This is a genomic window from Bacteroides sp. ET336 (assembly GCF_024733815.1).
Classification (GTDB): domain Bacteria; phylum Bacteroidota; class Bacteroidia; order Bacteroidales; family Bacteroidaceae; genus Phocaeicola; species Phocaeicola cellulolyticus.
On the sequence record NZ_JANRHK010000001.1, the window covers coordinates 292,953 to 316,976 of the forward strand.

Here is a 24,024-nt window from a genome sequence, read left to right on the forward strand (position 1 = left end):
GCACGAACTATTTTTCATAACGATGACTATTTCAGAATTGCAAAGCGTATATGCTGCACATCCTAATACCAAAGGTTTGGCAACGATTATTAAGGATGGCGGCATAAAGACTGTATATGTGGACGGTGTGCATGCCTCGTGTATGTCATTGTTCTTTTCGGCGTTTATAAAAGAAAATCCATCAGTATATGTATTTGTCCTCAACGACAATGAAGAGGCGGGATATTTCTATCATGATATGGTTCAGGCCAATGGTGATGCGGATATTCTGTTTTTCCCATCGTCGTACAGGCGTGCCATCAAGTACGGGCAGAAAGATGCGGCAAATGAAATCTTGCGTACAGAAGTGTTGAGCCGTCTGGAGAAGAGGGATAATGTGGCAGTAGTTACTTATCCTGAGGCTCTGGCAGAGAAGGTGGTGTCGAAGAAGCTTCTCACGGATAAGACCGTATCATTAAAGGTAGGTCAGAATATAGAGACTGACACTATAGCTGCACAACTTGTTTCTCTTGGTTTCGACCATGTGGACTATGTTTATGAGCCGGGGCAGTTTGCCACTCGTGGAAGTATTCTTGATGTGTTTTCGTTTGCATCAGAGTTTCCTTACCGTATAGACTTCTTTGGAGATGAGATAGACAGTATAAGAACTTTTGAGGTAGAGTCGCAGTTGTCTAAGGAAAAGAAGTCGGCCGTTAATATTGTTCCCGAACTTACAGGAGTGAGCGGCGACTCGGTTACATTCCTTGATTTTCTTCCGTCGCAGGCATTACTGTGTGTGAAAGACCTGTTATGGGTAAGGGAAAGGATACAGAGTATTCATGATGAAGTTCTTTCATCGCAGGCTATAGCTGCTGCCGAAGACGGTGACAATGTGGAATTGCCTGACATACAGAAAACCATTATTCAAGGAACTGATTTCACAGACAAGGCTCTTGATTTCAGAAGGATTGATTTTGGTTCAAAACCTATCGGTACACCTCAGGCAAGGTTGAAGTTTGAGACTTCTGTCCAGCCTATTTTCCATAAGAATTTTGATATGGTTTCGTCTTCTCTGAATGATTTCATCCAGAGAGGGTATAAGATATATATATGTTCCGACAGCTCCAAACAGACTGACCGACTGAAGGATATATTCAAGGAGAGGGGAGATAATATAGTATTTGAACCGGTAGATCGCACTCTTCATGAAGGTTTCGTAGATCATACAATGCGTTTGTGTATATTCACCGACCATCAGATATTCGACCGTTTCCATAAATACAATCTCCGCAGCGACAAGGCACGTAGCGGAAAGGTGGCGCTTTCGCTGAAGGAACTTAATCAGTTTGAACCGGGAGACTATGTTGTTCATATTGATCATGGTATCGGGCGTTTTGCCGGACTGGTGCGCATACCTAACGGAAATACCACTCAGGAAGTAATCAAACTGATTTATCAGAATGATGATGTGGTGTTCGTGTCAATCCATTCGCTTCATAAGATTTCCAAATATAAGGGCAAGGAAGGCGAACCGCCAAGAATCAGCAAATTGGGTACAGGCGCGTGGGAGAAAATCAAGGAACGCACCAAGACCAAGATAAAGGATATAGCGCGCGACCTTATAAAACTTTACTCGCAGCGCAAACAGGAGAAAGGTTTCAAATATAGTCCTGACAGTTTCCTCCAGCATGAGCTTGAGGCATCGTTCCTTTATGAAGATACTCCGGACCAGTCGAAAGCCACTCAGGAGGTTAAGGCCGACATGGAGAGCGACCGTCCTATGGACCGCCTGGTTTGTGGAGACGTAGGTTTCGGTAAGACGGAAGTTGCCGTAAGAGCGGCTTTCAAGGCTGTGGCAGACAATAAGCAGGTGGCAGTACTTGTCCCAACAACAGTTCTTGCATACCAGCATTTCCAGACTTTCAAAAAACGACTTGAGGGATTGCCTTGCAAGGTGGAATATCTTAGTCGTGCACGTACGGCCAAGGATACCAGTCGAATTTTGAAAGAGCTTGCCGACGGGCAGATAAATATCCTTATAGGAACTCACAAGATAATAGGCAAGAGTGTCAAGTTCAAGGATTTGGGCTTGCTTATAATAGACGAAGAGCAGAAGTTCGGTGTCAGTGTGAAGGAAAAACTCCGTCAGATAAAGGTGAATGTTGATACACTTACTATGACGGCCACACCTATTCCGCGAACACTGCAGTTCTCGCTTATGGGCGCAAGAGACCTTTCCGTGATACAGACACCGCCGCCAAACAGATATCCTATACAGACAGAGGTACATACTTTCAACGAGGAGATTATAACCGAGGCTATAAATTTCGAGATGAGCCGTAACGGTCAGGTGTTCTTTGTGAACAATCGCATACAGAATCTTGTTGAGCTGAAGGCTCTGATAGAAAGAAACATTCCGGATTGCCGTGTATGTATAGGTCACGGGCAGATGCAGCCGGAGGAACTTGAAAAGATTATCTTCGATTTCGTAAATTATGATTACGATGTACTTCTGGCAACAACAATAATCGAAAGTGGTATAGACATCCCGAATGCCAATACCATAATAATAAACCAGGCGCAGAATTTTGGTTTGAGCGACCTGCATCAGATGCGCGGACGTGTTGGACGTGGAAACAAAAAAGCCTTCTGCTATCTGCTTGCACCTCCATTGAGTTCGCTCACGCCTGAGGCACGCCGCCGTTTGCAGGCTATTGAGAATTTCAGCGATTTGGGTAGCGGTATCCATATAGCCATGCAGGATCTTGATATCCGCGGTGCAGGAAATATGCTTGGAGCCGAACAGAGTGGATTTATTGCAGACCTTGGTTATGAGACTTATCAGAAGATTTTGGCAGAAGCTGTTACCGAACTTAAAAACGATGAGTTCTCCGAACTTTATGCCGATGAGGTGAAAGCAGGTGAGGAAGTTTTGAGCGGTGAAGGATTTGTTGATGAATGTACAGTAGAAAGCGACCTTGAGCTGTTGTTCCCTAATGAATATATCCCAAGCAGCAGCGAAAGGATGTTGCTCTACCGTGAGCTTGACAAGCTGGAACTTGACAAGGATGTAGAAGATTTCAAAGCGCGTCTGATAGACCGTTTCGGAGCAATTCCACCGGAAGGGGAAGAGCTGATACGTATAGTTCCGTTGAGACGTATCGCCAAGCGTCTTGGTATAGAAAAGATATTCCTGAAATCAGGACGTATGACACTCTTCTTTGTAAGCAATCCTGACAGTCCGTACTATCAGAGTGAGGCTTTTGGCAAGATGATAGGCTATATGTCGCGCTATCCGCGTCAATGTAATCTCAGGGAACAGAACGGAAAACGCAGCATGATTATCAAGGATATAAAAGATGTGCAGTCGGCTGTAAGGGAATTGCAGGAGATAACGAGCATACAGGCCGGATAAGATAATTAGACAATTGAAATTTATAAGGATTGAGAATCTTTGTTGATACTAAATAATATAGAATTGAAATATAATATTTGAATAATGAGAAAGAATATTCTAATGCTGATACTTGGTGCGGGAGCTTTGACAGCTCAGGCTGCAAGTATTAATCCTCTATGGATGCGTGATGTACGCATATCACCCGATGGTAAGTCAGTGGTTTTCTGCTATAAGGGAGATATGTATAAGGTTAGTTCCGATGGTGGACAGGCTGTTCAGCTTACCACACAGGAGTCGTATGAATCGGACCCGGTATGGTCGCCCGACGGTAAGCAAATAGCTTTTGCAAGCGACCGTTATGGTAATCAGGATGTGTTCATTATGTCGGCTGATGGTGGTCCAGCCCGCAGACTTACCCTTAATTCTGCGTCAGAGATACCTACAGCTTTTAGTCCCGACGGCAAGTTTGTTTATTTTTCCGCCTCTATTCAGGATCCTGCCCAAAGTGCTCTTTTCCCTACTTCGGCTATGACCGAACTTTATAAAGTTCCTTCAGAAGGAGGAAAAACTTTACAGGTTCTTGCCACTCCTGCCGAAATGGTTGAGTTTAATAATGCAGGTGATTTATTCCTGTATCAGGACTGCAAGGGGTATGAGGATGAGTGGAGAAAGCATCATACTTCTTCTGTGACACGTGATGTATGGCTATATGATACCAGGAGCGGAAAGCATACCAATCTTACAGAGCGTGCAGGTGAAGACAGAAATCCTGTATTCTCGGATGATGAGAAGACCGTATTTTTCTTTAGTGAAAGAGACGGAGGAACTTTTAATGTTTATTCTTTCCCACTATCAGACCCAAAGAATGTGAGCCGGATTTCCGATTTTAAGGTTCATCCCGTTAGATTCCTTTCGGTTGGTGACGGAAATAAATTGTGCTACTCTTATAATGGTGAGATTTATACTCAGAATCTTGGTGAAAAGCCAAAGAAACTGAATGTTACTGTTGTGAGGGATGATGAGGATATACCTGAAAATATGAGCTTCACACGTGGCGCAAGTGAGGCGGTAGTATCTCCAGACGGTAAACAGGTGGCATTTATTGTGCGTGGTGAGGTTTTTGTGACTTCTGTAGAATACAATACCACCAAGCAGATAACCAATACTCCGGAAGCGGAGAAAGGTGTTTCTTTCGGGGCAGACAACCGTACCTTGGTTTATGCAAGCGAAAGAGGAGGCAACTGGGGACTATATCTGGCTAAGATAGCCCGTAAGGATGACCCTAATTTCCCTAACGCTACACTTATAGAGGAAGAAGCTTTGCTGCCTTCAACATCGGTGGAACGTGGATATCCTAAGTTCTCTCCTGATGGTAAGGAAGTTGCTTTCATTGAAGACAGAAACAAACTTATGGTGGTGAACCTCGAATCGAAGAAAGTAAGACAGATCACCGATGGTTCTACATGGTATAATACTTACGGAGGATTTGAGTATTCATGGAGTCCTGACGGAAAGTGGTTCACTCTTGAATTTATAGGTCACAAACATGATCCTTATACTGACATAGGTATTGTTAAGGCCGACGGAAAAGGAGATATTGTGAATATTACAGGAAGCGGTTACACAAGCGGCTCTCCTCGTTGGGTTATGGATGGTAATGCTCTTCTTTTCACTACGGAGAGATATGGTATGCGCAATCATGCTTCATGGGGTTCTCTGGATGATGTGATGATAGTTTTCATGAATCAGGACTCATATGATAAATTCCGTCTTAGCAAAGAGGATTATGAAATAGAGAAGGCTCTGAAGGAAGAACAGGAGAAGGCTTCCAAGAAGGAAAATAACTCTAAGGAAAATAAGAGTTCAAAGAAAGACGATAAAAAATCAAAGAAGAGTGATGATGCCGACAAGAAAGATGAAGAATCAGTAAAACCTGTTGAAGTTGAAACAGAAGGCATAGAAGACCGTATCGTCCGTCTTACTCCTAACTCATCAAGCATAGCTTCTGCTATTATCTCTAAGGATGGAGAAAAGCTTTACTATCTGTCTTCATTCGAGGGTGGATATGATATGTGGAAGTTGGATCTGAGAAAAAAAGAAACCAAGCTCCTGCATAAGATGGATGCCGGATGGGGAGATATGCAGACCGATAAGGAAGGTAAGGCTGTATTTATTCTTGGCGGAAGCAATATGCAGAAAATGGATGCTTCTTCCGAGTCTCTCAAGCCTATAACATATAAGGCTGAAATGAAAATGGATCTTGCAGCAGAGCGTGAGTATATGTTTAATCATATATATAAACAGGAGAAGAAACGTTTCTATGAAGTTAATATGCATGGAGTAGACTGGGAAGGACTTACCGCAGCTTATCGCCGTTTCTTACCTCATATCTCAAATAATTATGACTTTGCCGAGATGCTCAGTGAGTGGCTTGGCGAGCTTAATGTTTCGCATACCGGTGCAAGTTACCGTCCGTCTTCAAAGACAGAGGCTACAGCAAACTTGGGATTACTGTATGACTGGGAATACTCAGGCAAGGGACTTCGTATTTCTGAAGTTGTGGCCAAAGGTCCGTTCGACAGAAAGAACTCTAAAGTAGAGCCGGTAATATAATAGAAAAGATTGACGGCAGTGTTATAGATAAGGATACAGACTATACTACTCTCCTTAACGGAAAGGCCGGAAAGAAGGTGCTTGTGTCTGTTTATAATCCAGAATCCGGTGAAAGATGGGATGAGGTTGTTAAGCCGGTTACAAGTGGTGCCATGAGTTCCCTTCTGTATAAACGTTGGGTTAAGCAGCGTGCTGAGGAGGTAGAGAAACTTTCCGGTGGACGTTTGGGTTATGTTCATATCCAGTCTATGGACGACGGAAGCTTCCGTACAGTATATTCTGATATCTTAGGTAAGTACAATAATTGTGAAGGAATTGTTATCGATACACGTTTCAATGGTGGAGGTCGCCTGCATGAGGATATCGAGGTGCTGTTTAGTGGCAAAAAGTATTTCACACAGGTGGTAAGAGGTCGTGAAGCTTGTGATATGCCAAGCCGCAGATGGAACAAGCCTTCTATTATGCTTCAGTGTGAGGCCAATTACTCTAATGCTCATGGAACTCCGTGGGTATATAAGCATAGGGGCATAGGCAAATTGGTGGGTGCTCCTGTTCCAGGAACTATGACAAGTGTCAATTGGGAGCGTCTTCAGGATCCTACACTGGTATTCGGTATTCCTGTTGTAGGTTATCGTTTGCCTGATGGAAGCTATCTGGAAAATACACAGCTTGAACCGGATATATACATTTTGAACTCTCCTGAAACTATTGTTAAAGGTGAGGATACTCAGCTGAAAACAGCAGTAGAGGAATTGCTGAAAGAGATTGATTCGAACAAGTAAGATAAATCTATCGTATATAATAAAAAGACAGATGATGTATCATTATTTTCATGGTACATCATCTGTCTTTTTATATATCTGTACACTTTCAGTTTGAGATAATAATTTTCAGTGATGAAAATTGTCATTCTTAAGTTTTTTTCTTGTAAACTCCTTGATGATTACTGTAAACCACACTGTGGTTTGTACAAATCACAGTGTTATTTCTATAAATCACAGTGTGGTTTATAAAAACATAAGTTATATTTATAGATTGTACTTAGTCGTTTTTGTTTTTTTATCAGTTCCATTTGTTACAGTTTTGTAATAACATACTCTCTTAGTGATTTTTTATTGTGAAAAATACACCTTATTATATAGATAAATTGAATCTTATAATTCAATTTTCTTTTGTATTATACTTGCAATAGACTTGAAATGTTTATGTAATACCATGCTTATACTTTCGCGGCAGAAAAGAAAAATAAACAAGAGAAAGAGACTATATGAAATTTAAGCTGGTATTGGTTTTGGTGCTGTTTGTTTCTGTTGCGGCAAATGCACGTATAGTTAGAGGTATTATTAAGGATGCACAGACAGGCGAGGAGATAATAGGAGCGTCTGTTGTTGTAAAAGAAGAACCTTCAAAGGGAGTTGTTTCAGGATTGAACGGTAGTTTTAATCTGGATTTGGATTATGGAAAATGCACACTCGTTTGTTCCTATATAGGTTATGAGACATACGAGGTAGTGGTTGAGGCTAACAATGCAGAAGTTTTTATTCCGTTGAAAACTGATGATGTTATGCTGGCAGAAGTCACAGTGGTGGCAACTAATCCAGGACGTACAGAGGCCGGAGCTAGAGGCATAGAAAGAAAAGCCATGAATGTGGTGAATGTGATGAGTGCAAAAGCAATAGAGCTTTCACCTGATATAACAGTGGCAAATGTCATACAAAGAATGTCGGGTGTGACAGTTGAAAGAAACAGTAGCGGTGAAGGACAGTATGCAATTCTTCGTGGTATGGATAAGCGCTACAATTATACATTGGTAAACGGTGTAAAGATTCCAAGCCCTGACAATAAGAACCGATTTGTTCCATTGGATATATTCCCTTCTGAAATGCTTGACAGACTTGAAGTGACAAAATCTCTTACAGCTAATATGGAAGGTGATGGAATAGGTGGAGCTGTAAACTTGGTTATGAAGGATGCGCCGTCCGAACGTCAGTTCACTGCAAATATTTCTACAGGATATAACTCTATGTATTTCGACCGCGATTTCCAGTCGTTCAATAAAGGAGCAATAACCAAACAGTCTCCTTACGAATTGAAAGGTATGCCGGAGGCATTCAAGGTAAGTGATGAAGATTTCTCACACGATAATCTGCGCATGACGTGGAAGAAGCCTTTGCCGGATCTGACTGCAAGTCTTTCATACGGTGACCGCTTCTTCAATAATAAACTCGGTGTAATGTTGTCAGGAAGTTTTCTGAATACATATCGTGGAAAAGAAAGCGAGATTTATTATCAGCCGGGACGTGATGTGAATAACACTGAGACAAGAAATTATTCAGACCAACAGACACGTATCGGAGCTCATGCCAAGTTCGACTATCATATAAGTCCGAAACATAAGCTTACATGGTATAACGGATATATGGATATGCGCGAGACTGAAGTCCGTGACCGTCTGGACAAGAAAGAAGGATATGTCCGAATGAGGTGGAACCGTCAGTATATCGTAAACTCTACGTTGAAAGGTGAACATTCATTCCTTGCAGACAATGCATTGCATCTGTCATGGTCGGCAGTAGTGTCAAAGGCTTTTAATGAGACACCGGACAATAATGAGATTTCACTCCTTGGAGGTGGTGATCGTGTGGCTGTGAATAGAGCATTGATAAACCGTTGGGAACATAATTCAGACCGTGACAAAGCCGGATACGTTGATTTGTCATATAAACTTGATTTGTCTGACTCTGAATTTGAATTCTCTGCCGGAGGTATGTTCCGCGACAAGAAAAGAGACAGTTTCTTCAATGAATATACTTTTGAAACCATTTTGGGAGAAAGCCAGTACAGAGGTGAAGATTGGAACAATTATGATGAAATAGATTTTTATTATAAGACACGTAATATCAACGGTGCTTTGAATTATGATGCTACAGAACAGATCGGAGCTGGTTATGGTATGGCAAAATACACTTTCGGAAAATGGGAATTTATTGCCGGAGTACGTGTAGAACATACTAATCAGGGATATCTTCTTAAATATCCTACAGATGGAGTTGATGCCGAAGGAAACCAGAAATATGTTGATGTATTGCCTAGTTTCCATACCAAGTATGAAGTTCATAAGAATGCCAATATGCGTTTCTCTTATGCACGTGCAATAAACCGTCCTAGCTTCTTTGAAATTGTTCCTTACACAATTTTGAATGAAGACTTCAGCGAGAAAGGTAATCCGGATTTGAAACATACTGTTGCCGATAATTTGGATTTGCGCTATGAGTTTTTCCCTAGATCGTCAGAACAGTTTATGGTAGGCGTGTTCTACAAATATATTCAGGATCCAATCGAGCAGGGTTTGGTTCCGCAGGGACAGGATTTGTTCTATATCCCGATGAACTATGGTGATGCTTCTAATCTTGGAGTAGAGGTTGATGTAATGAAGTATTTTAACTGGTTCGGTATTAAGGCCAACTATACTTATACACATTCCAAAATTACTACAGAGAAACGTACGATGCAGGGCTCTGATGTGGTAGTAGTAGAACAGACCAGACCACTATACGGACAGGCTGCCCATGTGGCAAACTTATCATTGCTTCTGAAAAGCAGCAAGTATGGTTGGGAAGGCCAGATTGCCGGAAGTTATACAGGTAAGCGTTTGAGTGAAGTATCCAACTATTTCGATGATGACATTTGGGAAGACGGATATATGCAGCTTGACGCTTCGGTAGAGAAAAGCTTCAAAAACGGTATCTCCATATATGCCAAAGCATCAAATCTGCTTGATACACCTTTGCTCAGATTTACTCATAAAGGTCCATATACAGACGGTATAACAGGCTTTGAACGTAAAAACGGCAATTTGATTGAACGTAAAGAATGGCATGGACAATCGTTTATGCTTGGTATCAGATATAAACTTTAATAGGTATTAAATAAATTGACTAACAACTTTTAATTTTTGAAAAATGAGACTGAAAAATTATTTTTGGGCTAGCGCTGCAATGATCAGCCTGTCATTAATGGCCATTTCTTGTACTGAAGATAATGTAGCTGATTCAGACAATGACAACGGTTCTGATGTAGAAGGTTCTACAGATCTAGGTGATTTTACAAACAACGATGTAGTGGTATGGGAAGCAGACAAAGTTGTTGAATTGAAAGATCATTTCACTGTTCCGGAAGGTAAGACTCTTGTCATTAAAGAAGGTGTTCAGGTTATTGCAACAGGAAAGGTTGGAATGAATGAACTTCCTATCGAGTTTACAGTAAAGGGTAATCTTTATTGTGAAGGTACAGCTGAGAAACCTGTTCTTTTCTCTATTCCTGAAAATGAAAGAACTGAAAGTAATATTTTCGAAGGAAAGTGGGGAGGTATTGTTGCCACTTCAACTTGTCAGGAAATGCTTATCGACCATACTATTATAGAATATGTTGGTGGAGATGTTCTGGAAGGAGCTCCGGCAGCACTTGCAGGAATATATGAAGCCGGTGATGATGCTTATCCTCAGATAACTACTAATAATACTAAAGGTAATTATGTCATCACAAATTCTATCCTACGTTATGGAGTTTCAGATGCTATCTATATGATGGGCGGTAACGCAATTATTGCAAACAACGTATTCTGTGCAAACGGTAAGACAGGTGAAGAAGCTGTGAATGTCAAGTCAGGATGTGTGGTTGATGTTGCCGGAAACTTGATGTTTGCTCCAAACACCAACGCATTGAAATTATCAAGCAAGTCACAGAGTGAGGAAAGAGCTCAGGCAAAGATTCAGGCTTACAACAATACAATAGTAAATGCCGGATGGAGACGTGATGAAGATAAAGGTGGTAGTATCTATGTAGAAGAAAATGCTAATGTAAAAGTGTTCAACAATCTTTTGGTTAACTGTAAGTTCAAGGCAACTACTCCTTTCTGGAATCAGGACTCTTCAGACCGTTACGACAGAAATAATTCAGTTATAGATTATAACTACTATGCTTCTGGCTCTCAGAAAATCGATGAGGCTGATTATGTATATGAAGCTGGTATAGAATACTCTTGGGAAGGATATAACTACTCTTATACATTGGAAGATGAAGATGATGGTGAAGTGATATACATCAACATGTATGACACAGAAAAAGTTGATAAGAATTCAATCGTAGCTACCGAAGATGACTCAAAAGATCCTAAGTTTACAGCTTTTGATATTAATGCAGTTCGTCTTCTTGACTATCAGCTATTCAATAATGACGGAACACAGAAATATGATTTCCATCTTCAGGCTGGTTCACCGGCTTTGAACGGAGCATACAGCGGTACAGATATGCAGCCTGCATTCGTGTCAACAGGTTTGACAGTAAACGGCAAAACATATAAGTCTCCGGCTCCAGAAGCACGCTATGGCGCTTATGGTCAGAAGTAATCATTAAATTGATATATGTAAAAATAAGTCCGGACAAGTTTCGGACTTATTTTTTTTGAAAATGTTTCATACCAGGAATAATTTTCAGATTCATTTCAGATTTGAGAAATACTTTTGCACAAGTAATAAATAAAATTATAATCTATAAATATAACAACATCATGAACTCATTAAGAAAGAACATTATTACGCTATTTATGGCTTTGTTTGTCGTTACAGTTTCTTTTGCACAAACACCTGAAAGCTGGAAGACTCTTGAAAAGCCATTGAATTTCTATCTTGCCAATGACCTTGGCCGAAACGGATATTATGACCAGAAACCTATTGCCGAACTGATGGGCAATATGGCGGAAAACGTGGATATTGAATGTGTGATTGCTGCAGGCGACGTGCATCACTTCGAAGGAGTGCGCAGCGTGAATGACCCTCTGTGGATGACAAACTATGAACTTATATATAGTCATCCTGAACTGATGATTCCATGGTATGCAATTCTTGGTAATCACGAGTACCGTGGAAACACTCAGGCTGTAATAGATTACAGTGCAGTAAGTGCAAGATGGAATGTACCTGACAGATATTATACTTTCGCTATGGAAAATGACGGTGTCACTGTACGTTTCGTAATGGTGGACACAGCTCCTCTTCTTGACAAATATCGTGAAGATACTGAGAAATATCCCGATGCTTGCAAACAGGATATGAACAAGCAATTGGCATGGATTGATTCTGTTCTGACTGCTGCAAAGGAAGACTGGGTGCTTGTAGTGGGACATCATCCTATATATGCTGAGACAGGAAAAGATGATTCAGAAAGACTTGATCTGCAGAAAAGACTCGATTCTGTTTTACGCAAACACAAAAATGTAGATATGTATTTGTGCGGACATATTCACAATTTCCAGCATATACGTAAGGCTGACAGTAATATTGATTATGTAGTGAATACATCAGGTTCGCTCAGTCGTAAGGTAAAACCTGTTGATGGAACCAAGTTCTGTAGTGGTGAAACAGGATTCTCACTTATCTCGGCTGATAAAAAGGAACTTAACCTGCACATGATAAACAAGGAAGGTAAAGTAATCTATACGGTTTCACGCAAGAAATAAGGTTTCATATATTTCCCAAATGTAAGTCCGGATAACAATAGTATATTGTATATGGCAGCAGCCGATACACTATGCTATTGTTGTCCGGCTTTTTTTATTATTTTGCTATATCCATGTGGCATTTGTAATGAATTGAGATTTGAGTAGTTAAAAAACATGAAATACGCAGTGGCAGATAGTTTAAAAACATGTTATTAAGCATGTGTTTGTAATTCTTTTAATATTTTTGCACAGAATTCAATTTTGTGTGCCGTTGAAGGCAATTTTGATAAAAAGATTATAAACCAAAAAAATAGAGCATGATACAGAAAGTATTGATAGCTAATCGTGGAGAGATAGCAGTGCGTGTTATGCGTTCTTGTCGTGAGATGGGAATCAGGACAGTAGCAGTTTTCTCGGAAGCCGATAGAGCGGCACGCCACGTATTATATGCAGATGAAGCTTGTTTCATAGGTCCTGCTGCATCTCGTGAAAGTTATTTGAATATTGACAAAATCATTGAGGCAGCCAAGCGTCATGGTGCAGATGCTATTCATCCGGGGTATGGTTTTCTTTCTGAAAATTCAGAATTTGCCCGCAGATGTAAGGCCGAAGGAATTATCTTTATCGGTCCGGATCCTGAGACTATGGATGCCATGGGAGATAAGATTTCTGCAAGAAAACACATGATTGCTGCCGGAGTACCTGTAGTTCCGGGAACAGAAAAACCTTTGCAGAATGTAGAGGAAGCAAAGAGAATATGTAATGAAATAGGTTACCCAGTAATGCTGAAGGCTTCAATGGGTGGTGGCGGTAAAGGTATGCGCCTTATCCATAGCGAGGCAGAAGTAGAAGAGGCTTATAACACAGCACGCTCAGAGTCAATGTCATCTTTCGGGGATGATACTGTTTATCTGGAGAAATTCGTTGAAGAACCTCATCACATTGAGTTCCAGATTTTGGGTGACAATTATGGTAATGCCATACATTTGTTCGAAAGAGAATGTTCTATCCAGCGCAGAAATCAGAAAGTGGTAGAAGAAACTCCTTCTCCATTCGTAACTCCTGAGTTGCGTGAGAAAATGGGTAAGGCTGCTGTTGCTGCTGCCAAGGCTGTGAACTACAAAGGTGCTGGTACTATAGAATTCCTTGTTGACAAGAACCGTAACTTCTATTTCCTTGAAATGAATACACGTCTTCAGGTTGAACATCCTATCACAGAAGAGGTTGTTGGTGTTGACCTGGTTAAGGAACAGTTGCGTATCGCTAACAATGAGCCTTTGCATCTGAAGCAGGAAGAACTGAAACAGAGAGGACATGCCATTGAATGCCGTATCTGTGCAGAAGATACAGACAATAACTTTATGCCTTCACCGGGTATTATCAAGCAGCTGATGGAACCTAACGGTATCGGTGTACGTATAGACAGCTATGTATATGAAAGTTACGAAATTCCTATCTATTACGACCCGATGATAGGTAAGCTGATTGTATGGGCTACTACACGTGAATTTGCCATTGAGCGTATGCGCCGAGTTCTGTATGAATACAAGATTACCGGACTCAAGACTAACATCAGTTACTTGCGTCATATAATGAATGTTCCTGACTTTGTAGAAGGTCACTATAATACATTGTTTATTCCTAAGCATCAGGAAATGCTTAAAGAATGGGCAGGCAAGAAAGAAGAAGAGACTGAAAACATAGCCATGATAGCTGCATACATCGACTATCTGATGAATCTGGAAGAAAACAAGGGAACATCTTCGGATAACCGTCCTATCAGCAGATGGAAAGAATTTGGATTGCAGAAAGGTGTATTAAGAATATAAAAGAGGTAACAAGGCTACAGTTACAAGTTAACAAGGCATTCCATTCGGACGGCAACCTTGTCAACTCGTCAACTTGTAATCTAAAAAACTGACAATATGGAAATACATATAGGAAACAGAGTTGCTGATGTTTCATTGGTCAGCAAGGAAGGTAATAAGGTGCAACTGACTATTGATGGCGTTCCATACGACGTGGATATCGTAATGGCTGAAAACGGTAGTTGCTCTATTATACATGATGGTAAATCGTATAACACAGAACTTATCCGTAAGGAAGGTGGTAAGAGTTATACTGTAAATGCTCACTATCAGTCATATAACATTGATATCATAGATTCACAGGCCAAGTATCTTCGTATGCGTAAGGGAGCTGATGAAAAACAGCAGGATAAGATTGTTTCTCCTATGCCTGGTAAGATTGTGAGCATACCGGTTTCTGTAGGCGACAGACTTGAAAGCGGAGATATAGTAGTGGTTATCGAAGCGATGAAGATGCAGAGTAACTACAAGGTAAGCGCTCCTTGTGTGGTTAAGGATATCCTCGTTAAAGAGGGCGATTCAGTGAATGCCAATCAGGTGGTTATGACTTTGGATATTATTAAAGAAGACTAATTATGACAACAGAAGAACAATACAAATATTTTCAGGAGCTTGATAAGAAGGCTTCTCAGGGCGGTGGAGTAGAGCGTGTGGAAAAACAGCATGCCAACGGACATATGACAGCCCGCGAACGTATAGACATGTTGCTTGACAAAGGAACATTCAACGAAATAGACAAGTTCGTGATACATCACTGTACCGACTTCGGTATGGAAAAGAACCATATTCCTGGCGACGGTATCGTGTGCGGTTATGGTAAAGTTGACGGACGTCTGGTTTATGTATATGCTTACGATTTCACTGTATATGGCGGTACACTTAGTGTGACAGGCGCACAGAAAATTGTTAAAGTGCAACAGTTGGCACTCAAGAACGGTGCTCCTGTAATTGCATTGAACGACTCTGGTGGCGCACGTATTCAGGAAGGTGTGGGAAGTATCTCTGGTTATGCTTCTATCTTCTATCAGAACACTATCGCTTCAGGTGTAATCCCTCAGATTTCTGCTATCCTGGGTCCTTGTGCCGGAGGTGCTTGTTATTCTCCTGCACTTACTGACTTCATCTTCATGGTGAAGGAAAAGAGCCACATGTTCATCACAGGACCGGATGTGGTTAAGACTGTAACTCACGAAGATGTCAATAAGGAAGAACTTGGTGGTGCATACACACACAGCAGCAAGAGTGGTGTAACTCACTTCCTTTGTGATACAGAAGAAGAAACACTTATGGGTATCCGCGAACTGTTGAGCTTCCTTCCGTCAAACAATATGGAAGATGCTCCTATACAGCCATGTTCTGATGATATCCGCAGAGCAGACGAATCGCTTATGTCTGTAATTCCTGATGATCCAAACATGCCTTATGATATCAAGAATATCATCGAGCCTGTAGTGGATAATCAGTACTTCTACGAAGTAATGCCACACTTTGCAAAGAACATGGTAGTGGGATTTGCCCGCATGGGAGGACGTTCTGTAGGTATCGTAGCAAACCAGCCTGCATATCTTGCCGGCGTGCTTGATATCGATGCTTCAGACAAGGCTGCACGTTTCATCCGTTTCTGCGACTGCTTCAATATTCCTATCATTTCGTTTGTTGACGTGCCTGGCTTCTTGCCTGGATGCGATCAGGAACACAATGGTATCATCCGTCACGGAGCCAAGATTGTTTATGCATACGCTGAGGCTACAGTGCCTAAGATTACAGTTATCACACGTAAGGCATACGGTGGTGCATACATCGTTATGAACAGTAAGCCTATCGGTTCGGATGTAAACTTCTCATATCCTACAGCAGAGATTGCCGTTATGGGTGCTGATGGAGCTGTAAATATCCTTTACCGCAAGGCTACTCCTGAAGAAAAGGCTAAGGCAGTAGAAGAATACAAGGAGAAATTCTCTAACCCATATCGTGCTGCTGAGCAGGGATATATTGATGAAATCATTCTTCCTAAAGATACAAGATATAAACTTATTCAGGCGTTGGAAATGACTCAGAACAAGAGTCAGAGCAATCCTCCAAAGAAACATGGAAACATGCCTTTGTAATAAGGTGATATCATAATAAAAGAAGATGAACAATGACATTTTATGGTTTTTGCAGACTATAGATGTTGTTGTTCATCTTTTTTATGTTTACAAATGTTTCACGCATTTTAATGTACCGATGTTTTTTTTGTACTTTTACGCTCTATATATTTTATATTCCAGAATAGTATGAAAAGATTTATTATGTTGGCAGCCATGTTCTTCTGCCTTTTTGGTGTAACAAATTTAATGTCGCAAAACCCTGTAGCCGATAAGGCGGGATATATAGTAAAGGTAGGGGATATGGCCCCTGATTTCGAAATGACTCTCACTGACGGAACTAAAGTGAAGCTCTCATCACTCCGCGGAAAAGTGGTAATGCTTCAGTTTACAGCGAGCTGGTGCGGTGTTTGTCGTAAGGAAATGCCTTTTATAGAGAGTGATATATGGCAGAAGCACAAGGATAACAAGCAGTTTGCCCTTTACGGTATAGACCGTGATGAACCGCTGGAGCGTGTGAAGGCATTTGCTAAGCAGACAAAAGTCACTTATCCTCTAGGACTTGATCCGGGGGCAGATATTTTTGCGCTTTATGCGGAAAGAAATGCCGGAATAACCAGAAATGTGCTTATCGACCGTAATGGAAAGATTGTAATGATGACAAGACTTTTCAATGACGATGAGTTCAAGTCATTGTGCAATAAAATAGATGAAATGTTAAAAGACTGACTGTAAAAGTATGAAGCGCATTTGTTTTTTATTGTCATTCTTTTGTGTAATATCTTTTTCGGTATCGTCTCAAACTAAGAAAGAACCTCTTTTCGGTAAATCTCATTCGTCCTACACGGTTAGTTCTTCATCGCTGAAAGGGGCTGTCTTTTATCTCGTAAGTGGTCATGGAGGGCCTGATCCGGGCTGTATAGGCAAGTATCAGGGAAAGGAACTGCATGAGGATGAATATGCCTACGATATAATACTCCGTTTGGGTAAGGAACTCCTGGAGAGGGGGGCAAAGGTCTATTTTATCATTCAGGATGCAAAAGACGGTATCCGCGACTCTTATATTCTGAAGAACAGCAAGCGTGAAACTTGTATGGGTAAGCCGATACCTTTGAATCAGGTTGAACGCTTGAAACAAAGGTGTGTAGCTATAAATAATCTCTACCGCAAGGACAAGAGCAGTTATAAGCGTGCTATATTTATTCACGTTGACAGCCGTTCAAGAAGCAAGCAGACAGACGTATATTTTTACCATGCCCCGAACAGCAAATACGGCGAACGTCTTGCAACAGAAATTCAAAAGACATTCAAAGGTAAATACAGAAAACATCAGCCCGGTAGAGGATTTGGTGGAACTGTAAGCGAGCGTAATCTTTATGTTCTGAAAAATACTACTCCTGTTGCAGTGTTTATGGAGCTTGGTAATATGCAGAATGCCCTGGACCAGAAACGTCTGGTGATTCCTAATAACCGCCAGGCCTTGGCTAACTGGATAACTGAGGCAATCGTGAAGGATTATAAGAAGAAATAAGCAATTATACAATAACTTTCTTGTGAAACTGTTTGATATAGATCTCAAGGTTTCAAAATGTCAATTTGATATTTTGGAACCTTGAGATTTTAATTTTTCGGACCATGTGAGCGTAGTCCGTAATTTTATCATTTCTGATATATATTAAGTATGACTTATTGTTGTTATTTATTTGGTTATTCTTGATTTGTGTTTTACTTTTTGTTATTATTGCCGCTTTTTGTAATGTAAAATATGTATATTATATTAATAAGTTATACTTATTTTGCCTTTGATTTAAGAGAAAATAGAGCAAAAATCAGATGAAAAATCATCATAGAACAAATGGACTGTCATTCGATTTAAGGTTTCAGCCCATTTAAAGTCAAATTTCAGCCCGTTTTCTGTAAAGATAATGGGCATTTTTATTTATTATCATTGTTAAATTTATTACTATAATTAACAATATGTTTTATTTTGGTTATCTAAAAATAAAGCTAATTATTTTACGGCTTAATGTTTGTATTTTATAGTGGCTGATATGAAATATGGATATGTTATTGAAATGCCTTATTTTGTGTCTTTTTGATATAAATATACTGGATATGGTCTTTATATGATAATCCAGATGTGCGGTTCTACAACTTAATTATTGCATATAATTTATTGAATATTTTTATTACTAAGGACGGAATCCTGATAAGATTTCTATCCTCAGCTATGCCGGTCCGGACCGCTCCATCAGTATTGCTGCCATCCAGAAGGCAGAGCGACTTAAGTCATGTTGCTACTGCAACTGTCATTTAGGTTATTACCTTAAAGAACTTCAGCTGTCCGAAGGCAGAGGTACGGGCATCCCGACCATACAGGATGAGTTAAGAAGAATGGCTCCAGTCCTGCAGTAATATAGACAAACGAGGAGAGAAGTTATTTCCTGATTGAGATACTTTGCAGAGAGGCATTTGAGGATGAGGCATTAAGTGATGGAATAGGGTGTTAAATTTTAAAGTTGCTTTGTTTGCTACTGACAAGTGGATTGAAACTCTAAATCGGGAGATTGCTAAACAAATCATTTCTACAATTCGGCGGTAGGGGTGATAAAGAGGTAGAATGGAATGAAAAGTTTTAGAAGACGTTAGTTTATATAATTATGTTTGCTTGATACTTTCTACATTTATGTGTATTTTTGCACATAAATGTAGAAATGTTTTCATGGAAAAGAAAGTATATAAAAATAGAATTCGTGTGGTGCTTGCAGATAAAATGGTTACAAAGACATATTTGGCAGAACAGCTTGGAGTGTCAAAGATGACAATAAGTCGATGGTGTACCAATACTACACAACCGAGTGCTCCACAGTTGATTGAGATCTCTCAGATATTACAGTGTGATTTGAAAGATTTATATGAACCATTTGAATAAACAGGAAAATGACGAAAAAGAAATATACATTTATTGATTTATTTGCGGGTATTGGTGGTTTTCATACAGCAATGCATTATGTCGGTGGCAAATGTGTTTTTGCCAGTGAATGGGACAAAAATGCACGCTTGTCTTATGAAGCAAATTATAAGGATATAGAACCTGAGCTTTTTCAAAAAGATAAAGATGGAAAGTATCTTTTCTTCAATGAAGATATAAATGATGCTATACCAAATGAAATTCCTGATTTTGATATTTGCTGTGGTGGATTTCCATGCCAACCTTTTTCTGTAGCTGGTTTAAAAAGAGGTTTTGAAGATACAAGAGGTACTTTGTTTTTTAGCATAGCTAATATTATAAAAGAGAAAATAAATGCAGGGTGTCCACCAAAGGTATTGTTTTTAGAAAATGTTCGTGGATTAAAAACGCATGATAAAGGAAATACTCTTAAAGTTATATTGGCTACGCTTGAAGAATTGGGATACGGTTATTCCTTTGAAGTTCTAAATGCAAAATATTTTGGAGTACCTCAAAATCGGGAGCGTCTATTTATTATTGCATGGTATAAAAAACAGATAGATGTCAAGGCTTTTAAATTCCCATATGGAATAGCCGAAGATGGTTCTACAATATATGAAAAAGAAAAATTGAAAGATGGGACACTTTCAACTAAGGTCTCGGATATATTTGAACCATTAGCAACATTGGATTCACATTATACGATTAGTGATAGAATGTGGGAGGGACATCAAAAGAGAAAGGAGCGAAACAGACAAAACGGAAAGGGATTTGGCTATTCTTTATTTAATGCTGATAGTATTTATACAAGTACTATTTCTGCTAGATATTGGAAAGATGGAAGTGAAATACATATCGACATGTATGATGACCGTTTGGAAGTATAATCTCCAGGAGGAATGATGGATGGAAGACTTATTCAGCAGCTTGATCCTATGAAAGTTCCATCCAAAAGGCGAAATCCGTTACTTGCAGACTTTTTTAACCGCTTGGGGTTAATGGAACGACGTGGAAGTGGAATGAAGAAGATTATTGATGCATATAATAAATATATTCATCTTTTAAATTATCATGGTCCGGAATTTGTTTCTAATGCTTCAGAGTTTCATGTAACGCTATGGAACTTGAATTTTGAGAATGAAGTTGTTGGAGAAATAACACCTAATGGCATTCCTTTGATGCAAGAGTTCGTAAAAGAGTCTGGAGAAGTGGTCGTAAAAGAGTTCGTAAAAGAAGAATCAAAGTTCGCAAAAGAGTTCGTAAAAGCAGGTCGTCAGATTTATAAGCTAATTTCACAAAACCCACAAATCAGTGCTGCGCAGATGGCTGAGAGTATGGGGTTATCTGCACGTCAGGTTCAGAAATATCTTAAACGACTTCAAGAGTCAGGGAAGATTACTCGTATAGGTGGACGTAAAATGGGAGAATGGAAAATAATTGATGATGAATACGAAGGGTTCTTTGATCGAATATGACAGACAATCAATATGTGAATTTTCTATATTGGCATGGACAAACTAAACAAAGAACAGAGACATCGTTGTATGTCAGCTATAAAGTGTAAGGATACAAAGCCGGAATTGTTGGTGCGGAAGTTCTTGTTTAGTCGTGGATTTAGATATAGATTGAATCATCCTCGACTTCCAGGACATCCGGATATTGTATTGCGCAAATATAGAACCGTGATTTTTGTGAACGGATGTTTTTGGCATGGACATCAAGAATGCAAATATTTTGTCCTTCCTAAAACGAATGTGGAGTTTTGGAGTGCTAAAATCGAAAGGAATCGAAAACGAGATGTGGAAGAACAACGCCAATTGGCATCAATGGGATGGCATTGTATTACCATTTGGGAATGTCAGTTGAAACCTAGAGTTCGACAGCAGACTTTGGAGTCATTAGTATATACACTTTCTTGTATATTTTTGGAAGATAGAAAAGTCAAATCTTATGGAGAGGTGGAAGAAAAAACATTGATGGCCGCTGAATCAAAAACAGATTATATTAATGCATAATTATGTTGAGATTGTTTTTGGCTTACTACAACGGTTATGTCCAAGAATTTTATATGTATAACTACTTTTGATACTTCTGAGATGTTGCATAACATTAAACAAGAGAACATTTTTCTTTTATTTGCTTTTAATGAAAATATAATTTAGACAACTATTTGAAAATAAGGATAAAAAATCTTCAACGAGTATGAATGGATATGTTTTGCAAACCTGTTTAAAACCTTTTGCAAAAGATTTGAAATACCGCTCAGCTGACGCTTAACGAACGGTTAGTGAACTGTTTAAAATATCTTCTATCGGTTTGGATATTGTAGCAAAATGCCTTTGCTTTATTATTGCATGTATTATATCCGGTTTACTGGTCAATTCGTCGGATAATATTGTTCATTATGTCGGTTATTAGTCATTATTAGGATAATTATAGATGGTTTGTCCTATTTTTTAGCTACCTTTGTGCGCTAACTGTATATAACTGAATGATGACTGATATAAAATCACCACTTTTGGGTAAAACTTTGAACGAACTTCAATCTGTAGTTTTGGATTTGGGTATGCCAAAGTTTACCGCAAAACAGATTGCTTCGTGGCTGTATGAAAAGAAAGTTTCCTCAATAGATGAAATGACAAACCTGTCACTGAAAAACCGTGAACTTTTGTCGCATAAATATGAGGTTGGGGCGACTCCTCCGGTACACGAAATGCGTTCTGTAGATGGAACTGTGAAATATTTATTCCGTACCCCGGAAAATGATTATATTGAGGCTGTATATATACCTGACGATGACAGGGCGACATTGTGTGTGTCGTCGCAAGTGGGATGTAAGATGAACTGTAAGTTCTGTATGACAGGCAAGCAGGGATATACCAACAGCCTGACAGCCGCACAGATTCTTAATCAGATTTATTCCATTCCTGAGAGGGATACATTGACAAATGTAGTGTTCATGGGTATGGGTGAGCCTTTTGATAATCTGAATGAAGTACTTAGGGCTTTGGAAATTCTCACTGCTGATTATGGATATGCGTGGAGTCCGAAGAGAATAACCGTTTCTACCGTTGGCTTGAAGAAAGGTCTTGAAAGATTCCTCGAAGAAAGTGACTGCCATCTGGCTGTGAGCCTGCATTCTCCTTTTCCGGCACAAAGACGCGAGCTTATGCCTGCTGAGAAAGCTTTCTCCATAATGGAGATTATAGAGATATTGAAACGGTATGATTTCAGCAAGCAGAGACGTCTTTCGTTTGAATATATAGTGTTCAAGGGGGTAAATGACAGTCTGATATACGCCAAGGAGCTTGTCAAGATATTGAAGGGACTGGATTGCAGAATGAATCTTATACGTTTTCATGCCATACCGAATGTGGATCTTGAAGGTACTGATATGGACTCTATGGTGCAGTTCCGCGATTATCTGACACAACATGGAGTTTTTGCTACAATCAGGGCTTCAAGAGGTGAGGATATATTTGCGGCTTGTGGGATGCTTTCCACTGCCAAGCAGCAGGCTGAGAAAAATAATGTGTAAACCAATAAGAAATTGATAATATGAAACGTATTGCTTTTTATTTTAGCTTCGTGATGTTGGCTGTCGTGTTGGCATCATGCCGTAATGATGGTAAAAGTATTATTACTCCGGTTTCAAGCGGAAGACCATACGAAGTGATGGTTGTAGCGGACGATAATTGCTGGATGAGTCCGGACAGTGCGCTCTATCATGTGCTTGATACAGATGTGCCGGGCTTGCCTCAGGCGGAACGTTCGTTCAGAATCTCACGTATCCGTCCTGCGAATTTTGACCGTGTGATGCGTATTTTCAGAAATATCATAATAGCTGATATTCAGGATATTTACACTCAAACCAAATTTAAGTATACGCGCGATGCATACGCTTCTCCACAGATGATAATGACTATACAGTCGCCAAATCAGAAGGAATTTGATGAATACGTAAGTAAGCACGGACAGGTGATTGTGGATTTCTTTACACGTGCTGAAATGAACCGTCAGATAAACCTTTTGCGTGAGAAACATAATGCTGCCATTTCGGCAAAGGTGGGAAGCCTGTTCGACTGTGATATCTGGATGCCTAATGAACTGAACTCGTTCAAGACGGGCAAGGATTTCTTCTGGGCTTCAACCAATCTTAATGATATGAATTTCGTGATGTATTCTTATCCGTTCAGGGACAATAATACGTTTACAAAGGAGTATTTTATCAACAAACGTGATTCTGTAATGAAAATCAACATACCGGGGTCAATGGAAGGTATGTATATGGAGACAGCAGACTCAATCTTTGTGGATGTAAAGAACATAGCTGTTAAAGGTGATTATGCTTTTGAGGCGAGAGGATTATGGGAAATGAGAAACGATGCTATGGGAGGTCCTTTCGTATCGCATGTCAGGGTTGACAGAGCTAATGCCAGGGTAATAGTGGTGGAGGCTTTTGTCTTTAAACCGGATAAATTGAAGCGTGACCTGATGCGCAAGCTTGAGGCATGTCTTTACACTCTGAAATTACCTGCACAGAAAGAAGTATTCGAATTGCCTATAGGGGCTGGTGTGACAGAAATTACAATAACCGGCGACTCTATAAAATAAGTATATATCATAATAAG

15 protein-coding genes and 1 pseudogene are annotated in these 24,024 nt (G+C 39.9%); all 16 read left to right on the forward strand.

Going from position 1 to position 24,024, the window contains the following annotated elements:
* Positions 1 to 22 precede the first annotated feature (22 nt).
* The 16 genes and pseudogenes from mfd to NW213_RS01415 all read left to right on the forward strand — a co-directional run bounded on the left by mfd (position 23) and on the right by NW213_RS01415 (position 24,007).
* Positions 23 to 3,394 carry a transcription-repair coupling factor gene (mfd, locus tag NW213_RS01340; protein WP_258321567.1) on the forward strand — a complete coding sequence of 1,124 codons (3,372 nt, stop codon included), beginning with the start codon at positions 23 to 25 and terminating at the stop codon, positions 3,392 to 3,394.
* Between the two features lie 84 nt (positions 3,395 to 3,478).
* Positions 3,479 to 6,771, forward strand: a pseudogene (locus tag NW213_RS01345) (S41 family peptidase).
* Positions 6,772 to 7,256: 485 nt separating this feature from the next.
* Complete coding sequence (locus NW213_RS01350; RefSeq protein ID WP_154043617.1) at positions 7,257 to 9,908, forward strand: TonB-dependent receptor; 2,652 nt, start codon at positions 7,257 to 7,259, stop codon at positions 9,906 to 9,908.
* Positions 9,909 to 9,951: 43 nt separating this feature from the next.
* The gene (locus tag NW213_RS01355) at positions 9,952 to 11,397 is read left to right on the forward strand and encodes a hypothetical protein (protein ID WP_154043616.1); all 1,446 of its coding nucleotides are present in this window, start codon (positions 9,952 to 9,954) and stop codon (positions 11,395 to 11,397) included.
* Positions 11,398 to 11,594: 197 nt separating this feature from the next.
* Complete coding sequence (locus NW213_RS01360; RefSeq protein WP_235340375.1) at positions 11,595 to 12,506, forward strand: metallophosphoesterase; 912 nt, start codon at positions 11,595 to 11,597, stop codon at positions 12,504 to 12,506.
* Positions 12,507 to 12,805: 299 nt separating this feature from the next.
* The gene (accC, locus tag NW213_RS01365) at positions 12,806 to 14,317 is read left to right on the forward strand and encodes an acetyl-CoA carboxylase biotin carboxylase subunit (RefSeq protein WP_154043614.1); all 1,512 of its coding nucleotides are present in this window, start codon (positions 12,806 to 12,808) and stop codon (positions 14,315 to 14,317) included.
* Positions 14,318 to 14,413: 96 nt separating this feature from the next.
* The gene (locus NW213_RS01370; RefSeq protein WP_258321568.1) at positions 14,414 to 14,929 is read left to right on the forward strand and encodes a biotin/lipoyl-containing protein; all 516 of its coding nucleotides are present in this window, start codon (positions 14,414 to 14,416) and stop codon (positions 14,927 to 14,929) included.
* A 2-nt stretch (positions 14,930 to 14,931) separates the two neighbouring features.
* Positions 14,932 to 16,464 (forward strand): acyl-CoA carboxylase subunit beta, encoded by a 1,533-nt coding sequence (locus tag NW213_RS01375; protein ID WP_154043612.1) that lies wholly within the window; start codon positions 14,932 to 14,934, stop codon positions 16,462 to 16,464.
* A gap of 195 nt (positions 16,465 to 16,659) precedes the next feature.
* Positions 16,660 to 17,172 (forward strand): peroxiredoxin, encoded by a 513-nt coding sequence (locus NW213_RS01380; protein ID WP_239469207.1) that lies wholly within the window; start codon positions 16,660 to 16,662, stop codon positions 17,170 to 17,172.
* A 10-nt stretch (positions 17,173 to 17,182) separates the two neighbouring features.
* A complete protein-coding gene (locus NW213_RS01385; protein WP_258321569.1) occupies positions 17,183 to 17,974 on the forward strand; it encodes an N-acetylmuramoyl-L-alanine amidase in 792 nt (263 codons plus the stop codon).
* Between the two features lie 1,191 nt (positions 17,975 to 19,165).
* Positions 19,166 to 19,375: a helix-turn-helix transcriptional regulator gene (locus tag NW213_RS01390; RefSeq protein WP_055167336.1), complete on the forward strand. Its 210-nt coding sequence runs from the start codon at positions 19,166 to 19,168 to the stop codon at positions 19,373 to 19,375.
* 8 nt (positions 19,376 to 19,383) lie between these two features.
* Complete coding sequence (dcm, locus tag NW213_RS01395; protein WP_258321570.1) at positions 19,384 to 20,280, forward strand: DNA (cytosine-5-)-methyltransferase; 897 nt, start codon at positions 19,384 to 19,386, stop codon at positions 20,278 to 20,280.
* 12 nt (positions 20,281 to 20,292) lie between these two features.
* Positions 20,293 to 20,868, forward strand: a complete 576-nt coding sequence (locus tag NW213_RS01400) for an ATP-binding protein (RefSeq protein WP_309148278.1) — start codon at positions 20,293 to 20,295, stop codon at positions 20,866 to 20,868.
* A gap of 33 nt (positions 20,869 to 20,901) precedes the next feature.
* Positions 20,902 to 21,408 (forward strand): very short patch repair endonuclease, encoded by a 507-nt coding sequence (locus NW213_RS01405; protein ID WP_258321571.1) that lies wholly within the window; start codon positions 20,902 to 20,904, stop codon positions 21,406 to 21,408.
* Positions 21,409 to 21,887: 479 nt separating this feature from the next.
* Entirely contained in the window at positions 21,888 to 22,931 is a 1,044-nt protein-coding gene (gene rlmN, locus NW213_RS01410; protein WP_204393319.1) for a 23S rRNA (adenine(2503)-C(2))-methyltransferase RlmN, read from the forward strand.
* A 20-nt stretch (positions 22,932 to 22,951) separates the two neighbouring features.
* Positions 22,952 to 24,007, forward strand: a complete 1,056-nt coding sequence (locus tag NW213_RS01415) for a DUF4837 family protein (RefSeq protein ID WP_154043599.1) — start codon at positions 22,952 to 22,954, stop codon at positions 24,005 to 24,007.
* Positions 24,008 to 24,024 lie beyond the last annotated feature (17 nt).

Bases quoted from the DNA above. Each gene is read 5' to 3' on its own strand.
- NW213_RS01385 (WP_258321569.1), top strand. From the start codon at position 17,183: ATGAAGCGCATTTGTTTTTTATTGTCATTCTTTTGTGTAATATCTTTT.
- NW213_RS01415 (WP_154043599.1), top strand. From the start codon at position 22,952: ATGAAACGTATTGCTTTTTATTTTAGCTTCGTGATGTTGGCTGTCGTG.
- NW213_RS01355 (WP_154043616.1), top strand. From the start codon at position 9,952: ATGAGACTGAAAAATTATTTTTGGGCTAGCGCTGCAATGATCAGCCTG.
- NW213_RS01380 (WP_239469207.1), top strand. From the start codon at position 16,660: ATGTTCTTCTGCCTTTTTGGTGTAACAAATTTAATGTCGCAAAACCCT.
- mfd (WP_258321567.1), top strand. From the start codon at position 23: ATGACTATTTCAGAATTGCAAAGCGTATATGCTGCACATCCTAATACC.
- accC (WP_154043614.1), top strand. From the start codon at position 12,806: ATGATACAGAAAGTATTGATAGCTAATCGTGGAGAGATAGCAGTGCGT.
- rlmN (WP_204393319.1), top strand. From the start codon at position 21,888: ATGACTGATATAAAATCACCACTTTTGGGTAAAACTTTGAACGAACTT.
- NW213_RS01390 (WP_055167336.1), top strand. From the start codon at position 19,166: ATGGAAAAGAAAGTATATAAAAATAGAATTCGTGTGGTGCTTGCAGAT.
- NW213_RS01375 (WP_154043612.1), top strand. From the start codon at position 14,932: ATGACAACAGAAGAACAATACAAATATTTTCAGGAGCTTGATAAGAAG.
- NW213_RS01405 (WP_258321571.1), top strand. From the start codon at position 20,902: ATGGACAAACTAAACAAAGAACAGAGACATCGTTGTATGTCAGCTATA.
- NW213_RS01370 (WP_258321568.1), top strand. From the start codon at position 14,414: ATGGAAATACATATAGGAAACAGAGTTGCTGATGTTTCATTGGTCAGC.
- NW213_RS01400 (WP_309148278.1), top strand. From the start codon at position 20,293: ATGATGGATGGAAGACTTATTCAGCAGCTTGATCCTATGAAAGTTCCA.
- NW213_RS01350 (WP_154043617.1), top strand. From the start codon at position 7,257: ATGAAATTTAAGCTGGTATTGGTTTTGGTGCTGTTTGTTTCTGTTGCG.
- dcm (WP_258321570.1), top strand. From the start codon at position 19,384: ATGACGAAAAAGAAATATACATTTATTGATTTATTTGCGGGTATTGGT.
- NW213_RS01360 (WP_235340375.1), top strand. From the start codon at position 11,595: ATGGCTTTGTTTGTCGTTACAGTTTCTTTTGCACAAACACCTGAAAGC.